18 protein-coding genes are annotated in these 15204 nt (G+C 50.2%); 10 read left to right on the forward strand and 8 right to left on the reverse strand.

Features of this window, described 5'->3' with window-relative positions; all coding sequences use genetic code 11:
- Positions 1-587 precede the first annotated feature (587 nt).
- The 4 genes from KD147_RS06255 to KD147_RS06270 form a co-directional block, all read right to left on the reverse strand.
- Positions 588-989 carry a hypothetical protein gene (locus KD147_RS06255; RefSeq protein WP_212547243.1) on the reverse strand — a complete coding sequence of 134 codons (402 nt, stop codon included), beginning with the start codon at positions 987-989 and terminating at the stop codon, positions 588-590.
- Between the two features lie 76 nt (positions 990-1065).
- Positions 1066-1416, reverse strand: coding sequence for a hypothetical protein (locus tag KD147_RS06260; RefSeq protein ID WP_212547358.1), 351 nt, complete (start codon positions 1414-1416; stop codon positions 1066-1068).
- Positions 1316-1675, reverse strand: a complete 360-nt coding sequence (yidD, locus tag KD147_RS17045; RefSeq protein WP_212547244.1) for a membrane protein insertion efficiency factor YidD — start codon at positions 1673-1675, stop codon at positions 1316-1318. The genes KD147_RS06260 and yidD overlap by 101 nt, the downstream gene beginning before the upstream one ends.
- Before the next feature lie 8 nt (positions 1676-1683).
- Positions 1684-1965: a hypothetical protein gene (locus tag KD147_RS06270; protein ID WP_212547245.1), complete on the reverse strand. Its 282-nt coding sequence runs from the start codon at positions 1963-1965 to the stop codon at positions 1684-1686.
- Between the two features lie 582 nt (positions 1966-2547).
- Here KD147_RS06270 and KD147_RS06275 point away from each other — a divergent pair.
- From KD147_RS06275 to KD147_RS06305, 7 genes are all read left to right on the forward strand, one after another.
- Positions 2548-3111: an RNA polymerase sigma factor gene (locus tag KD147_RS06275; protein WP_212547246.1), complete on the forward strand. Its 564-nt coding sequence runs from the start codon at positions 2548-2550 to the stop codon at positions 3109-3111.
- Positions 3104-3595 carry a hypothetical protein gene (locus tag KD147_RS06280; protein WP_212547351.1) on the forward strand — a complete coding sequence of 164 codons (492 nt, stop codon included), beginning with the start codon at positions 3104-3106 and terminating at the stop codon, positions 3593-3595. Before KD147_RS06275 ends, KD147_RS06280 begins: the two co-directional genes overlap by 8 nt.
- Positions 3596-3604: 9 nt before the next feature.
- Positions 3605-4570, forward strand: coding sequence for a DUF4097 family beta strand repeat-containing protein (locus tag KD147_RS06285; RefSeq protein ID WP_105253695.1), 966 nt, complete (start codon positions 3605-3607; stop codon positions 4568-4570).
- 136 nt (positions 4571-4706) lie between these two features.
- Complete coding sequence (gene dnaB, locus KD147_RS06290) at positions 4707-6086, forward strand: replicative DNA helicase (RefSeq protein ID WP_105253696.1); 1380 nt, start codon at positions 4707-4709, stop codon at positions 6084-6086.
- Positions 6087-6091: 5 nt separating this feature from the next.
- Entirely contained in the window at positions 6092-7171 is a 1080-nt protein-coding gene (alr, locus tag KD147_RS06295; protein ID WP_212547247.1) for an alanine racemase, read from the forward strand.
- Positions 7172-7372: 201 nt separating this feature from the next.
- Positions 7373-8353 (forward strand): FHA domain-containing protein, encoded by a 981-nt coding sequence (locus KD147_RS06300; RefSeq protein ID WP_212547248.1) that lies wholly within the window; start codon positions 7373-7375, stop codon positions 8351-8353.
- A gap of 14 nt (positions 8354-8367) precedes the next feature.
- Positions 8368-10983 (forward strand): serine/threonine-protein kinase, encoded by a 2616-nt coding sequence (locus tag KD147_RS06305; protein WP_212547249.1) that lies wholly within the window; start codon positions 8368-8370, stop codon positions 10981-10983.
- A gap of 7 nt (positions 10984-10990) precedes the next feature.
- Here KD147_RS06305 and KD147_RS06310 read toward each other — a convergent pair whose 3' ends face one another.
- The 4 genes from KD147_RS06310 to KD147_RS06325 all read right to left on the reverse strand — a co-directional run bounded on the left by KD147_RS06310 (position 10991) and on the right by KD147_RS06325 (position 13006).
- Positions 10991-11539: a hypothetical protein gene (locus tag KD147_RS06310; protein ID WP_212547250.1), complete on the reverse strand. Its 549-nt coding sequence runs from the start codon at positions 11537-11539 to the stop codon at positions 10991-10993.
- A gap of 101 nt (positions 11540-11640) precedes the next feature.
- The gene (locus tag KD147_RS06315; protein ID WP_212547251.1) at positions 11641-12072 is read right to left on the reverse strand and encodes a secondary thiamine-phosphate synthase enzyme YjbQ; all 432 of its coding nucleotides are present in this window, start codon (positions 12070-12072) and stop codon (positions 11641-11643) included.
- Positions 12069-12536, reverse strand: coding sequence for a chemotaxis protein CheX (locus KD147_RS06320; protein WP_105253703.1), 468 nt, complete (start codon positions 12534-12536; stop codon positions 12069-12071). The genes KD147_RS06315 and KD147_RS06320 overlap by 4 nt, the downstream gene beginning before the upstream one ends.
- A 35-nt stretch (positions 12537-12571) precedes the next feature.
- The gene (locus KD147_RS06325; RefSeq protein WP_105253704.1) at positions 12572-13006 is read right to left on the reverse strand and encodes a transcriptional repressor; all 435 of its coding nucleotides are present in this window, start codon (positions 13004-13006) and stop codon (positions 12572-12574) included.
- 114 nt (positions 13007-13120) lie between these two features.
- Between KD147_RS06325 and KD147_RS06330 the strand changes: the two genes are divergently transcribed.
- The 3 genes from KD147_RS06330 to KD147_RS06340 all read left to right on the forward strand — a co-directional run bounded on the left by KD147_RS06330 (position 13121) and on the right by KD147_RS06340 (position 15176).
- The gene (locus KD147_RS06330) at positions 13121-13729 is read left to right on the forward strand and encodes a MarC family protein (protein WP_105253705.1); all 609 of its coding nucleotides are present in this window, start codon (positions 13121-13123) and stop codon (positions 13727-13729) included.
- Positions 13730-13824: 95 nt separating this feature from the next.
- Positions 13825-14829: a tRNA dihydrouridine(20/20a) synthase DusA gene (gene dusA, locus KD147_RS06335; RefSeq protein ID WP_105253706.1), complete on the forward strand. Its 1005-nt coding sequence runs from the start codon at positions 13825-13827 to the stop codon at positions 14827-14829.
- 143 nt (positions 14830-14972) lie between these two features.
- Complete coding sequence (locus tag KD147_RS06340) at positions 14973-15176, forward strand: PspC domain-containing protein (RefSeq protein WP_105253707.1); 204 nt, start codon at positions 14973-14975, stop codon at positions 15174-15176.
- Positions 15177-15204: the final 28 nt, after the last annotated feature.

Genomic DNA, 15204 nt, shown 5'->3' on the forward strand with positions numbered 1-15204 from the left:
CAGTTACCTTGCATCCTGACGATGTCGTTGGGCCGCCGACAATGCGGTTGTAGGTCGGTGCTGTGCGCCGACAAAGATGCTCTTGGTAAGATTTTTGTCGGGCCGCCGACAGCGGTGGTTACTGATAGATTTTGTCGCGGTGGCGACAACACCCAAAGGGGGAGTGATTCGACTCCCCCTTTGGAAACCCCGCGAACCCGTGATTCGCCAATGCTTACGAACTCAGATTTTTGTTAAACGTTCCGCTTAGCTTTCAACACGGTTTAACTCGTCCTCCTGACTCGGTAAACCTAGCTCGATATCCCTATCTCGCTGTCTCAAGCACACTGCACAACAAAAGCCGATTTCTACAGCGCGAATCAAAACGGGAAATTGGGCTGATACATCAGAGCTATTCGGTCAGATTTAGCGTGGCTATTGCTTCGGTTGGGTCAGATGTAAAATTCAAGACCTGACCCCTTAACCGTATTTCTTGCTAGGTATAGCGCACCTTTTGGAATATTAGCAGTCATCCATCAAGTGCGGCTCAGGCTAATTGTGATACATTTATTAAAATGCACAATGCAAGACTTGACCCCTTTCCTACTTTAATTATCAAAGTGCTCGATCAGAGATAAACAATTTATCTTTGGGTCAACCAGCGGATACAAAGTATCTATTTCCCTTATTCTTGGAGCTCTTATGTTATCAACGTATAGTTTCCCCCTAGCAACTAAGAGCTTCCCTGTACATTTCTCAACAAACTCGTCCGTTTTAGCTCCTCTGTACGGCATTACTATATAATTTTCTTTGAAGCTCCAAGAAAACTCATCGTTAGCAAAAAATGTTCCTTCTGCATAATAACCTTTAAATACGACTTCACTGTTTTTATAACTATTTAAGTCTCCAAAAATAGTATCAATAGTCAGGATTCTCTCTTGATTCTCTGAGTTGACAAAACATGGAAGAATTAAAAAAGAAAAACATATAAGGCCAACTTTTTGAACCATTAGTTCCCTCCGGGAGCATCAAATTTATATATTGTACGCCTGTCATAAAAGATCGAATTAACTTGAACAGGTACGCCTACTTGCTTGTATCTGAGTTATTTCTTTGCGTTTTTTCTGATGCATGGTGGTAAAGATATTGAACATAAAAATACAATAGAAATAAACTGATAAGACAACCAAGGAATACTATTGGGTATTTATCAGCTGATAAAAATGCTGTTGTGCACAGAACTACAGCTACTAGTTTGTAGGTGATCTTTGCTTTTAGGCTGATAGCGTTTCTTGCGGCTATGCTTTTTTCAATTATCTTCATTTTTTCTAATATGCTATGGCCAGCAGTCACATGGGAGGTCGGGTAGGTCGCAGTTTCTTCCTCTACCCGTGCAGCTGGCGACGTCGCAGGCCGCGGATGGGTCGCAGCAGTCATAGCTATTGTCTTTCTTTTTGCGTTTGTTTTGATCTTTTTGGGTGTTTAGTTGTAGCGTGACATAGGCGCTTTTACAGGCGTACATTCGTGCTTTGATATTTGGATATCCACGCCAAATTCCTTGCTGTTTTACAATTTCGAGTACTGCGTTAGAGCAAGATGCTCCTTTGTGCAGGCAGGCATGCGCACAGCGAAACCCTTTGTAGGGAGAAATAAAGCGCTGGTAAAAACGTATTAAAACAATTGCGAGGAAGTTCATCTTAGAGTCTAATCCTCTTCTTGGTAAGACTCAGAGATAGCGACAGCCTTTTGATATGATGCCAAGTTATCAAATAGTGTGTAATTTCTGACTTGTTCCCATGCTACTGCGCCTAATTGGTTTGCATCCCAATTAGATTCAGATGCTCCCTCAGGGATGATGCCAACGATAAAAAGTCGACCTGCTTGGACTTCAAATTTAGGATCTACTAAATCGTGACTACAATCAGAATCAACCAATCGCATTGAGATACATTTGCCGCTGAAATCTGGCATATATTCCTTATCCATTTACTCGGTCCCCTGAGTTATTAAGAACTTTGAGCTTTAGATTACCTGCGATTAATGTAAATTCCAATTGCCGTATTTTCTAAAACTCAGATCTCTATTTGAGCTCGATGTGTCAGTGATTGCCCCTTGCGTTTGCGTTGAGCCAGATGGTGTTGGTAGCACAGCGAGGCAGGGATAGCCGAGTTAGGCGAATCGAGGCGGGAGGCCAAGTTTCGCTGGGTGCGTAGGCCGCGCCAGTAGGCGAGACAATTAGCAAACGCTGGGGTACGGGGGGATTCCAAAGGGGGAATCGTATTATTCCCCTTTTGGGTGCCGTCGTCACCGCGACAATAACTCACTTCAAAGTGCCGTCGTCACCGCGACAATAACTCACTTCAAAGTGCCGTCGCCACCGCGACAAGAACTCAATTCAAAGTGCCATCGTCACTACAAAACACCCAACTTTCAAACCCAGCCAAAAATCCCCACTCCTTCCCTTTGAAAAATAAATTAAAAAATTTTTTAAAACCGTTTAAACCCTTTGTACTTTTGGGTGCGTCTAATACAGTAACAAAGCAAATAAACAACAACAGGATGACGCGGATGTTGGTTAATGCCGAACAGGCATTCTCACAAACACAAACGGCGCAACAGGAACTACAAACCATCGAGAAAGCCCAGCAGGGTGACCAAGATGCCTTTTATGTCCTGTACCAATGCCACGTAAGGCGTGTGTATGCGCTCTGTCTTCGCTTGGTGGCCGATCAGGCTCAAGCGGAAGATGTGACCCAGGAAGTGTTTGTGCAGTTGTGGCAAAAAATAAACAGCTTTGATGGTAAGTCGCAATTCAGTACCTGGTTACACCGGGTCGCCAGCAACATAGCCATCAGTTATCTGCGCAAGCAAAAAAATTGGCTACAGCGCGTCGTCAGCAGTGAAGAGACGGGTATGGAGCACGAGCAAGCGGCGCAATGTCAGGAGCTTAATGGCCTCGACAAATTAATAGTGCGTTTGCCCGAGCGAGCCCGGCAGGTATTTGTACTGCACGCGGTGGAAGGCTATCGCCACGAAGAGATAGCACAAATGATGAATATGGCGGTGGGATCGTCAAAATCCCAGTATCACCGCGCCCGAGGGTTGTTACAGGAGTGGTATGAAAATGAGTAAACCAGACTTCGACCAATTTTTAGAGCAGCAACTGCAATCGCAAGATAAGGAGTTGAGCCCAAGTCGCGACCTTTGGCCCGGTATTGAGCATGCAATTAATTTGCAGCAAAGCAAGAGCAAACGTAATTGGGTGAAACCGGCCTTCGGCAGTGCCGCCGCAGCGATCCTGGTGGCCGTGGTGGGCTTAAATATGCCGATGCAGCAAGACGCCGAGCAAACTCAGTTTGCATTGATCAGCGATGTGTTTGAGCAACAAAAGCAAAGCCTGCTGGTGCAGTATCAGTCGCAACCGGCATTAACCGATAACTGGCAACAACAACTGGCCGAGCTTGAGCAAGCCGAGAAGGCAATCAAAACCGCGCTCGAAGACGACCCAAATAACCGCGCACTGCTTGGCATGTTAGCGCAAGTATACCAACAACAACTTGATTTAATTAATAAAGTGCACCAGCCCAAGCAGGGCACTGTATTAGAGCATATTTAGGAGAAGAAGATGAAAGCACTAGCATATACCCTAGCCATGGTTCCTTGCTTAGCATTGGCTGGCGAGAAGATAGATGAGCAAATTAGCGTACCGGCCGATGGTCGTATCTTTATCGATAACCAGCGCGGTGACATCATTATCAAGGGCTGGGATAAGGCCAGTCTGCAAATCAAGGGTGAGCTTGATGATAGAGCCGAAGGCTATACCCTTGAGACCCGTGGTCAACGCACCGACTTTATTGTCAAAATGCCGAAGAACTACAACAAGGGTTGGGGCTGGGGCAACAACAATGATGATAATGGTGAAGGCTCAAAGCTGACCATTTATATGCCGATGCAAAGCGCCCTCAGCCTCGAAGGCATCAATGTGGACGTGGATGTGAGTGAGCTTAGCAGCGACAGCCGCATTGAGACCGTCAACGGCGATATCGATGCCAAGGACCTCTCGGGTAAGCTGATTTTTGAAACCGTCAATGGCGATGTCAGCGGTACCAACTTAAACGGCGATATTCGTTATCAAACGGTCAATGGCGATATCAATGACGTTGATTCGCAGGGCCAGCTGCGCATGACCCTGGTAAACGGCGATGTCACCAGCACCACCAAGTCAGAAGACATTCGCTTTGAGAACGTCAATGGTGATTTAACGTTGCGTGCTCACACGCTTGGCAGCCTAAAGCTTAATACCGTTAACGGCGAGCTGGAGGTGTATGTGAAAGAGCTGAAAACGAACGCGCAAATCCGCGCCGAAAGCGTCAGCGGTGACTTCGATTTATACCTGCCAACGAATGTCTCGGCACGTTTTGACTTAGACGCCCATGCCGGTGGTGATATCCGCAACGAGCTAAGTAAAGACAAGGCGGTTGAAGCCAAATATGGTCCGGGCGAGAGCCTAAGCTTCACTCTGGGCCAGGGCGAGGCAGAAGTGGAAGTGACCACCATCAGTGGCAACACTAACTTACGTAAAAACGACTAATTAACGCGACTAGCAAAAAAACAACTCCCAACTTAGCGGGCACTTAGCCCGCTTCTTTTTTAAAAATGCCACGCAGTTGTTGCACTGCCATACTAAGCCGATAGAATAAGGCAATTCGCTCCCCTTTAGAGTAACTATGGCAAAGATAGATAAACAGGTTGATAGCCTAAAAGTACCCCCGCATTCCATTGAAGCCGAGCAGTCCGTGCTTGGTGGCCTAATGCTTGATAATGAAGCCTTTGACCGTGTGGCCGAGATAGTTGTATCTCAGGATTTCTATACCCGCACCCACAGGTTTATTTTCGAGGCCATGGAACGCCTGGTGGAAGCAGGCCAGCCGATCGATCTAATTACCATCTCGGAGTCGCTGGAGAAAAACAACCAGCTTGAGAGCATAGGTGGCTTTGCCTACTTAGGGGAAATTGCTAAAAACACGCCAAGTGCGGCGAATATTTCCGCTTATGCGCATATCGTTCGTGAACGTGCGGTAGTGCGTGAAATGATCGGTGTGGCCAATGAAATTGCCGAGGCGGGCTTTAACCCGGAAGGGCGCGGCAGCCATGAACTGCTCGACCTGGCCGAGAGCAAGGTGTTTAAAATCGCCGAACAGCGTACCAAGAGCACCGAAGGTCCGCAGAACATCCATACTATTTTGGAAAAAACCGTCGATAAGATTGAAGAGTTGTATCAGTCACCACAAGACGGTGTGACCGGGGTGAGCACGGGCTATTCCGACCTAGATAAGATGACCGCGGGGCTACAGCCTTCGGATCTGATCATCGTCGCCGCCCGTCCGTCCATGGGTAAAACCACCTTTGCCATGAACCTGGCGGAGCATGCGGCCATGACCCGTGATAAGCCGGTGGTGATCTTCTCCCTGGAGATGCCCTCGGAACAGATCATGATGCGTATGTTGGCCTCACTTGGACGCATTAACCAAACCAAGGTACGTACCGGTCAGCTGGACGATGATGATTGGGCACGCTTGTCGTCCACCATGGGATTGTTGATTGAAAAGGGCAAGATGTATGTCGACGACGCCTCAGGGCTAACGCCTACCGATGTGCGCTCACGCGCCCGTCGTATCGCCCGCGATCACGGTGGTATCAGTATGATCATGGTCGACTACCTGCAGTTGATGCGGGTGCCGAGCTTGTCTGATAACCGGACCCTGGAAATCGCCGAAATTTCACGCTCACTTAAGGCCCTGGCCAAAGAGCTGGAGTGTCCAGTGGTGGCGCTATCACAGCTTAACCGTACGCTGGAACAGCGGGCCGATAAACGCCCGGTAAACTCGGACTTACGTGAATCGGGCTCAATCGAGCAGGATGCCGACTTGATCATGTTTATCTATCGTGACGAAGTGTATAACGAAGACAGTAACGACAAGGGCACCGCAGAGATCATTATCGGTAAGCAGCGTAATGGTCCTATCGGTAAGGTTCGGTTAACCTTCCAGGGGCAATACTCACGGTTCGATAATTATGCCGGACCGGCAATGGATGATGAGTACTAATAATTATGGCGCTGGCTACGGCAACTATTGATTTTTCTGCGCTGCGAGCCAATCTCGCCCGGGTTAAAGAGCTGGCTCCCAGCAGCCAGGTGATGGCGGTGCTTAAAGCCAATGCCTATGGTCATGGCCTGGTACCTATAGCCCAGCAACTGGCGGGTGCGGATGCCTTTGCCGTGGCCCGTATCGAAGAGGCGCTGGCGCTGCGTACCGGCGGTATTACCAAGCCCATTGTCTTGCTTGAAGGCTTTTTTAAGGCCAGCGATATCGACATCATGCTGGCCAACAATTTTCAAACCATAGTGCATGACGAGTATCAGTTAGCGGCGCTGGAGCAGGCGCAGTTAAATGGGCAGATCAAGGTGTGGCTAAAGGTCGACACCGGCATGCATCGCCTAGGCGTTGAGCCGGAGCAATTCGAGCAGTTTTATCAGCGCCTTAAGGGCTGTGAGAATGTGCATGAACAGCTTCATCTAATGACTCACTTCGCCTGTGCCGACGAGCTCGAAAACAGCTATAACCAAACTCAGCTGGCCACCTTTACCAGCCTGGTCAAAGACAAGCTGGCGCCTTTATGTCTGGCTAACTCTGCCGCCATTATCAATTATCCGCAAAGTCATGGCCATTGGGTGCGCCCCGGATTAATGCTATACGGAGTGTCACCAGTGCAGGGTAAAACCTCCTTGGAGCTTGGCTTAAAGCCGGTGATGAGTCTGACCAGCGAAGTCATAGCCGTGCGCCGGGTGAAAAAAGGTGAGCCCGTGGGTTATGGCGGTCATTGGCATGCCGATGCCGATACCCAGTTAGCGGTTGTTGCCATAGGCTATGGTGACGGTTATCCGCGGCATGCCGAAAATGGTACGCCGGTGCTTATTAATGGTCGCCGCTATCCCTTGGTGGGAAGAGTCTCCATGGATATGATCAGTGTAGATATCGGTGCCGATAATCAGGATGTGGCGGTCGGTGACGACGCCATTATGTGGGGCGCCGAGCTCGGTATTGAAGAAATTGCCACCTGCGCCAGCACCATAGCCTATGAATTGCTGTGCAATATCACGCCACGAGTGACCTACCAATACCTGAACTAGGCGGCACCGAAGCCGCCTTATCCGCCATTTGCTGCTCCGGAGCAAATAAAAACTATCAATATGATTTATAAGTGAAAACTGTGCCTTTCCTGCAGGGTTGCGGTCAACTTGTAAAGCAGTTGTTTATTTTTGCTAAAAAAAAGCTCAGAATGACTTATAACTTCAACAATATTATTACAGGGATAGGTGCTGGGAGCGGATATGGCTTACCTTATCGAACTAGACACAGACAATGTGATCTACCTGCATGCCCACCATAGTTTTGGTCGCTTTCAATATAGCGTCGATACCCTAGTTGTTGATCCCAGCGTGTCGAAAATTCACTGCATTATCGAGTGGCAGGGGAGCCACTGGCAGGTGCGGGATCTCAGTCGTAATGGCACCTGGCTGAACTCGAAGCGCTTGGAAAAAGATCGCCCCGAGATACTGCATTGCAATGACTTACTCACCTTTCCCGGCAATAACAGCCGCGGCTATCGGGTTGCAAACCTGGATAAACCCGAGGATATGCTGATTATTCTCGACGCCATGCAGCGACCGACAGAACAACACATTCCGCTAAGCAGTTATAACCTGATCCCCGACGAGCAGCCGGAAATCGCCGTCTTTATTCAGCGTGACAGCGGCTTTTGGTGCTTTGAGCGCCTCGACGGACCGCTTCTCGAGCACACCATCATCATAGAGCACGACAGAGTGAGCGATAGTCGCCATACCTACCAATTGCACCTGAGTCACAGCGAAGCGGCCACCGCCATGCGCGAGGTGGCCAGCGTGAAACTGGCCGATCTTAACTTTATTTTCCATTTAACCCTGGATGAAGAGTCGGCGGAGCTGGTCATCAAAGGCCCCAATGAAGAGGTCGACCTGGGTGAGCGCTGCCACCATTATCTCACGTTGAATTTGGCGCGCTACAGGGCTCAGGATGCGGCCAGTGGTTTACACGAATTGAGTCAGGGCTGGGTCGATACCGAGGTGATAGCCAAAGACTTGGGCATAGATTCCCGCTACCTCAATATTCAAATCCATCGCGCTCGCAAACAGTTTAGCGATGCCCTGGCCCATGTGGAAGGGGCCGACCATGTTATTGAGCGCAAGCTGCGTAAGGTGCGCTTTAACGCCAGTAACTTCGAGATTTATAAGGGTCATCAGCTAGAGGGCGCCATTAACCGCGCCTCTAATTAGCGGGCCAAGTGGTAATGCAGACGTTAGCCCACTATGAGCTCAAACGGCAGGTATACCAAGGCGCCATGGGCACCGTATATGAGGCCTTCGATACCAAGCTGGAGCGCACCGTTGCTCTTAAGGTGCTGGCCCAGGCCGAACTGAGCGCTGCAGACAGTGCTACGGCCCTCAATGAAGCCCGATTTCTAGCTCGCCTAAATCACCCCAATATAATTCAAGTATTTGACTGTGCTGAAGATCAGGGAATTCACTTTCTGGTCATGGAATTTTGCCGAGGCAAAAACCTGTTGCAGTATCAAAAGCAGCATTTACTCAGTCTTGAGCAAAAGCTCTCCCTGTTGATCGATATTGCCAAGGGCTTGGAGCATGCCCATCGCAACGGGATTATTCATCGGGATTTAAAACCCAGCAATATTCTGATCAGCGAATCGGGGGCGGTAAAAGTCGCCGATTTCGGTATTGCCGAATTTATTGGTGCCAATGCTAAGGCCAGTGCCAGTGTCGGGACTCAGGGCTACATGGCGCCGGAGCAGATCAGTTCTCAGGCACTGAGCAATAACAGTGACTGGTTCTCCTTTTGTGTCCTCGCCATTGAGTTACTGACGGGGCAGCATCCTTTTGGCGGGCAAGGCAGTGACAAAGACTTGGCCGAGGCTATTTGCACTGGTCAGTCGATGGATTTGAGCGGGTTTTCCGAGTATTTGCCGCAGCCGCTGATCCATATTCTCGGGCAGGGTTTGGCACTGGAGCCGGCAGAGCGTGTTAATTTACGACGCGGGGCGCTGAGCACCCAGCTTGAGCAAATATTGCAGTTGCAGGTGCAGCAGGCCATTTTGGCCCAGCAGACCGAGCCGTTAGAGGCGCCGACCCAAGGCGAGGGCAATGAAGAGGCTCCCCTTTCGGATGAGCCTGACGGCAAAACTAAAGCTGGTTCAAAACGCGCACAGCAGGCCTGGTATTATGGCATTACCCTGACCTTGATCGGCGCCTTGCTGGTGGCCCTCTACCTGTTTCGCGATTACTTTATCAAGGCACCGGTGGTGGCCATCTTGCCGACTCAGGTGCAGATCGAATCCCCCGAGTTTGCCTACTATCAGGGCACGCTCAGTGGTTCCATTCAAAGTGCGTTGTGGCAGCAATTGGCGTCGCAAAATGAACATTTGGTAAGTCATACCGAATTGCTGATGCTGGCCAAAGGGGTTGAAGCGACGCGCTTACAAGACCCAAAAAGCTATTTTCAAATGCTCGCCGATTACACCGGCGCAAGTGTCTTTATTACCAGCTCGGCTTCTTGTCAGCAGCGCTACTGCAACATTGAAATCAGTCGGTTAGAGGCACCTGAGTGGCAGCTCGTCGCTACCAGGCAGTGGCAAACGGACCTGATCGACACCCGCAACGTCCATGAATCGGCGCGCTTTTATGGTGCCAGCCTGTTTGCTCACCAAGCCAGCTTTGATGAGCAGGAAAAACAGGTGCTGCAAGAGCAGTTCTTTAATTATTACAACCGCTATTATCATGACGGCGAGATCAGTGAGCCCTTGTTTAACGATATTATGGCGCTACTGAACACACAGCCACACTTTGATGTGGGCTATACACTGGCGCGGGAGCTGGCGCTGCAGCTCAATGATATTACCGGCCAGGGTGATTACGTGAAGCAGGTGCTGCGGTTACTGAACCAGGCACCACGGCAATATCAACGCCGGCCAAGTTATTTGAGCAATCGCATTTTATTGGCCTTAGCCCAGGGAGAGGTTGAAGAGGCGTACCATTACCTGGTGCAATTACGTCAGTTAGGCGGGGTAGAGGCGGAGTTTTTAAACCTGCAAGCTTCCTGGTATCTGGCGCAAGGGGAGCGGGAAAAGGGGCGTGAAGCTTTGGAGCGCTCCTTGATGATGCGTCCGAACCTGAATGTGCAGAAGAAGCTGGCCACCTTGCTCTATAGCATGGGGGATAGCGACTCGGCGCAATCCCTGCTCGACGATGTGGTCAATAAGCTGCCGCTGGACTCAGACGCGCAAAAGCTACTGGCTGTGCTGGCGCTGACCCGCGGTGATTTTGCCACCGTGATCCAACATTATGAGGCGACCATCAAGGAATCTTTGGACCCTAAGGACGTCGCCAACACCACCATACTGGCGAACCTCGCGCTGGCCTACTTGTACTCGCAACAATATCAGCAGGCGCACACCATGGCCGCTCAAGCGCACAGTCTGGCGCCAAATAACTCGGCCATTACCTTAAATTATGCGGATGCCCTGACTCTGGCTGGGCAACTGGCCTTGGGACGTAAGTATTATCAGCAGGTGATCGATGTGAATAACGGCCAACAGTCGGCCTACTCTTGGTCGGACCGAGCCCAGGCCTATGCCCATTTGGGGGATTATCAACGGGCAACTACCGCCATCAACACCAGTTTGGAACTGGGCCAGGAGCTGGCCGATATTCATTATGCGGCGGCCATCGTCTATGCCGCCACCGGCGATGAACATTCGGCGTTGTATTATGTGCAAAAGGCAATGCAGGCGGGCTACAGTGCCAATTGGTTTGTCTTACCCTGGTTTAAACCGTTATGTGCTTACCCGCAATTCACGGCGCGTTTAAGCCAGCCACAACGGCTTTGTAAATAGGGCCGGGTTACTGCTCTTTAGGACGCTCGACAATAATACGTGGGTCCTGAGACATGTAATAACGCCCGCTACTCAATTGCTTGGCGGTATAACGAAAGCCAATGGTTAATGGCTGGGCCGAAGGCGATGGCGTGACTTCAATCACCTTATCCAGCGGGCTATTATCACTGCCGGCATAGTTAACGGTTGGCTCTACCTGGCGCAATACTATGGTTAGCTGCTTCTTATCGTCGCTCAACTGTGAGTCGACGTTGTAATTACAATTGCTGTTATTTTTAACGTATTCGACACCATTACCGAAAAACTCCCAATCCGGGTCTTCAATATGAACGACAAACCTTGCCTCCTGGAGCTTTTCTAGACTGGGATCGCTGGGGTTGTTGGTGAAGTTGACGTTAAAGTCGTCGTTGTTGGGGCCGCCGAGGCTTTCGCCGCTTTCGCTAAGCTGGGTTATCCAGCGCTGTGAGGTGCTGGGGGTGAGCATAAAGCTTTGTTGCGCTGTGTAGTCGTTGGGCTCGCAGGGAACGATCAGGGTGTTATTATTGGGTGTTAGCATTATTGTTCCTTATTAGTTCAGAGGCCTATTAACTATAGCCGCAGTTTTAGTAAATAAGGAATAGTTGTAATTTATTGTAAGAAAAGGGCTTTTTGTTTTTGTTAGGGGTACAATTGACCCTGGAAAGTGGCAATGATGCGACGCTTACCACCGGCATCACGGTGCTCACCTAAATAAATGCCCTGCCAGGTGCCAAGTACCAGACGTCCGTCACGTATTGGCAGGGTAAGCTCACAGCCCAGAGTGCTGGCCTTGATATGCGCCGGCATATCGTCATCCCCTTCATAGGTATGGCGATAGAAGGGCTGGCGTTCGGGGGCGGCCCAGTTAAAGTGCGCTTCCATATCCTGGCGCACCGTGGGATCGGCGTTTTCATTAATGGTTAAACTGGCCGAGGTATGCAGCAGCAGCAGGTGAACCATCCCCACCTGGTACTGGCCGATTTGCGGCAGCAGTCGTGCCAGTTCGTCATCGATAAGATGGAAGCCGCGCGCTTTGGCACTGAGGGTGATTTGTTGTTGTTGCCAGCTCATAGGGTATCAAAGCTCACTTCAATATGGGCCTTGCCAGCGGCCGAGTTAAAAGGCATTAGCAGGGTTTTGCCCTGACATTTGTGACTGAGATGGTGTCCTTTACCGGCCACAACTACGGGGGTGGCCATCTCAAAATCATAGCCCTTGTCACCGAGCAGGTTTTTAGCGCCACCGGTCACCATGTTGGTGATCTCACCCACCATGTCGGTTACTTCTTCATTCACGTTGGCTGGGCGCTCGCCGAGCATGCGCTGCATTATGTCTAAGGCCAAGGCTTCATCGAAGGTGATCGACATCGAGCCCTTAGTTTGTGGGCCGACCATGCCTATCATTCCAGACACATCGCCCAGCGCCACCTCGGAGTTTTTGATACTTGGCTGCCCCGGCTCGAGCCGAGTGTTGGCCATGGTAGCCAACACATTTAACAGGGAAGAAAGAAAGGGATTAATAAATTCGACATTCATAAAGATGATTAAACTCGGCGTACTGCTGCTGAAGATTAAGATTGACAGTTTTTACAAATGCCATGGGCCTCTATGGTTTGCGAGCTGACGCTAAAGCCATGCTCCAAGGCGAGGGCGCTTAGTTCGTGGGAAAGGACGCTGGAATGCAACTCGGCCACATGGCCGCATTGATCGCAGATCAACAATTGCACCGGGTGAATCGACTCAAAGTGATGGCACAGCATAAAGGCATTGGTGCTTTCGATTTTATGGATAAACCCCTGCTCCGCCAAAAAGTCTAAGGCGCGATAAATGGTGGCCGGTTTGGCGCTGCTTTCGGTGACCTTGAGCTGCTCTAACAAGTCGTAGGCACCCACACCGCTTTCGGTGCTCGCCAGTAAGCGAAAAACCTTTTCTCTGATGGGGGTGAAGCGCGCGCCCTTGCTATCACACATTCTTTTCGCTTTATTGACCAGCGCATCGACGTTCATAGGTTACCTTTTAGATCTTCTTGCCACCCCTATTAGCATACTATGGTCGCGAAAAATTACTATCTCTGAATTGTCGCCAACGGTATAATTTTGTTTTCATAACTGGGAGTTAGCGTGAACGAGTTAATCGCCACATTTATCTTCTTTTTTGCGGTTATCGACCCGGTGGGCACCATTCCGGTATTTATCGCCGTTACCCGCGGCGAAGACGCTGCCTTTAAGCGCAAGGTAGCCTATAAGGCCGTTGCCGTTTCAGCCCTGGTGTTGCTCTTTTTTGTGGTGGTCGGCGAGTTATTACTGAATGCCATAAGTATTCCCCTGGCCGCTTTTCAAATCGCCGGTGGCATCGTTCTGCTGTTATTTGCGTTGACCATGATCTTTGGTGAAGGTAAACCGGAGTCCGAGATCAAAAGCATGCGCGACTCTACCGAAACCGCCATTTTCCCTTTGGCCATACCATCCATAGCCAGCCCTGGAGCCATGCTGGGGGCAGTGCTGATGACCCGTAATGAAGAATTTACCTGGGTCGAACAGGCGATCACTTCTTCTGTGATGCTGGGAGTGCTGGTGCTGGTACTCTTGCTCTTGCTGCTTGCCCGTTACGTGCATAACTTTATCGGCGACAGCGGTGCCAGCATTATTTCCCGGGTTATGGGTCTGATCTTAAGCTCGGTGGCGGTGGCTAATATCCTCGGTGGCATTAAAGACTACTTTGCTCTTTAGCAAGAGGATGCTTTGATGGCGTGAAATTTATGCTGGAGTTGCGTATAATTCGCGCCCTTATTGCTCAGAAGCAGTGCATAGATAGGTAATCAGCCATGACAGACACAATCATCCACACGCCGACCCCGACTTGGCAGCAAGACACTTTCCGTCGCTTTAGCGTCGCGCCCATGCTGGATTGGACCGACCGTCATTGCCGTACCTTTCATCGCCTGATGAGTAAAGAAGCGGTGCTTTACACCGAGATGATCACTACCGGTGCCATTATTCATGGCAAGGGTGATTACCTGCATTTCAACCAGCACGAGCAACCAGTTGCTCTGCAGCTGGGTGGTTCAAACCCCGAGGAGCTGGCCCATTGCGCTAAGCTGGCGGCCCAGCGCGGTTATGCGGAAATTAACTTAAACGTGGGTTGTCCTTCCGACCGGGTGCAAAATGGTCGCTTCGGTGCCTGTTTGATGGCGGAGCCGGAACTGGTGGCCGAGGGCATTGCGGCGATGAAGGCGGTGACCGATATTCCGGTGACGGTCAAAACTCGCATCGGTATTGACGAGCAAGACAGCTATGAGTTTCTGCTGGCGTTAATCGATGCCAACCATAAAATCGGCTGTGATGATTTTATTATTCATGCCCGCAAGGCCTGGTTGCAGGGGTTGAGCCCGAAAGAAAACCGGGAGATCCCGCCGCTGGATTACCCTCGTGTTTATCAGCTTAAAAAAGACTATCCGCACCTGCATATCAGCATTAATGGCGGCATTAAAACCATTGCCGAGTGTCAGCACCATTTGCAGCATGTTGATGGTGTAATGATAGGCCGTGAAGCCTACAGCAACCCTTATTTGCTGGCGCAGGTGGATGCCGAGCTCTACGGTCAGCCAGGCTGCACCCTGACTCGTCATCAGATAGCCGAGCAAATGCTGGGTTATATCGATGATGAAATGCGCCAAGGGGCCCGTTTTTGGCATGTGGCGCGTCATATGCTGGGGCTTTTCCAGGGCATGCCAGGAGCGCGAGGATACCGTCGTCACCTGTCTGAAAATGGTCACAAGCGTGAAGCCACGGCGCAAACCCTGGTAGAAGCCCTGGCCTTTGTCAGCTAGAAGTAGGCAAATACACCATAAATTAGTCTGTACGGCGAATTGATATTCGCCGCTTACACTGAATAATCATTTAAATTCAATAGCTTGCTTTTTGGCATGTAACTTGAGAGTCATGGAGTAGTTCCACTACTTAGGAGTACACCATGGCTAAATCAAGCAGCACTTATTACCGCGATGCCCTGGATAAGAAAATCTCTGGCGTCTGCGCCGGTTTTGCCAAACATCATCATTTGCCAGTGTGGCTGGTTCGCCTGGCAGTGATCATTATCTTCCTCAATGCCCCCATCATCATGGCGGCGGTTTACCTTGTTTGTCACCTGCTCTTTGAAGAGCAGATCCTTGTTTAATCCCATCCCGATGGGGTTTAGGTCGCTG

The organism is Pseudoalteromonas sp. BDTF-M6 (genome assembly GCF_018334135.1).
In the GTDB taxonomy this organism is placed as follows: Bacteria; Pseudomonadota; Gammaproteobacteria; order Enterobacterales; family Alteromonadaceae; genus Pseudoalteromonas.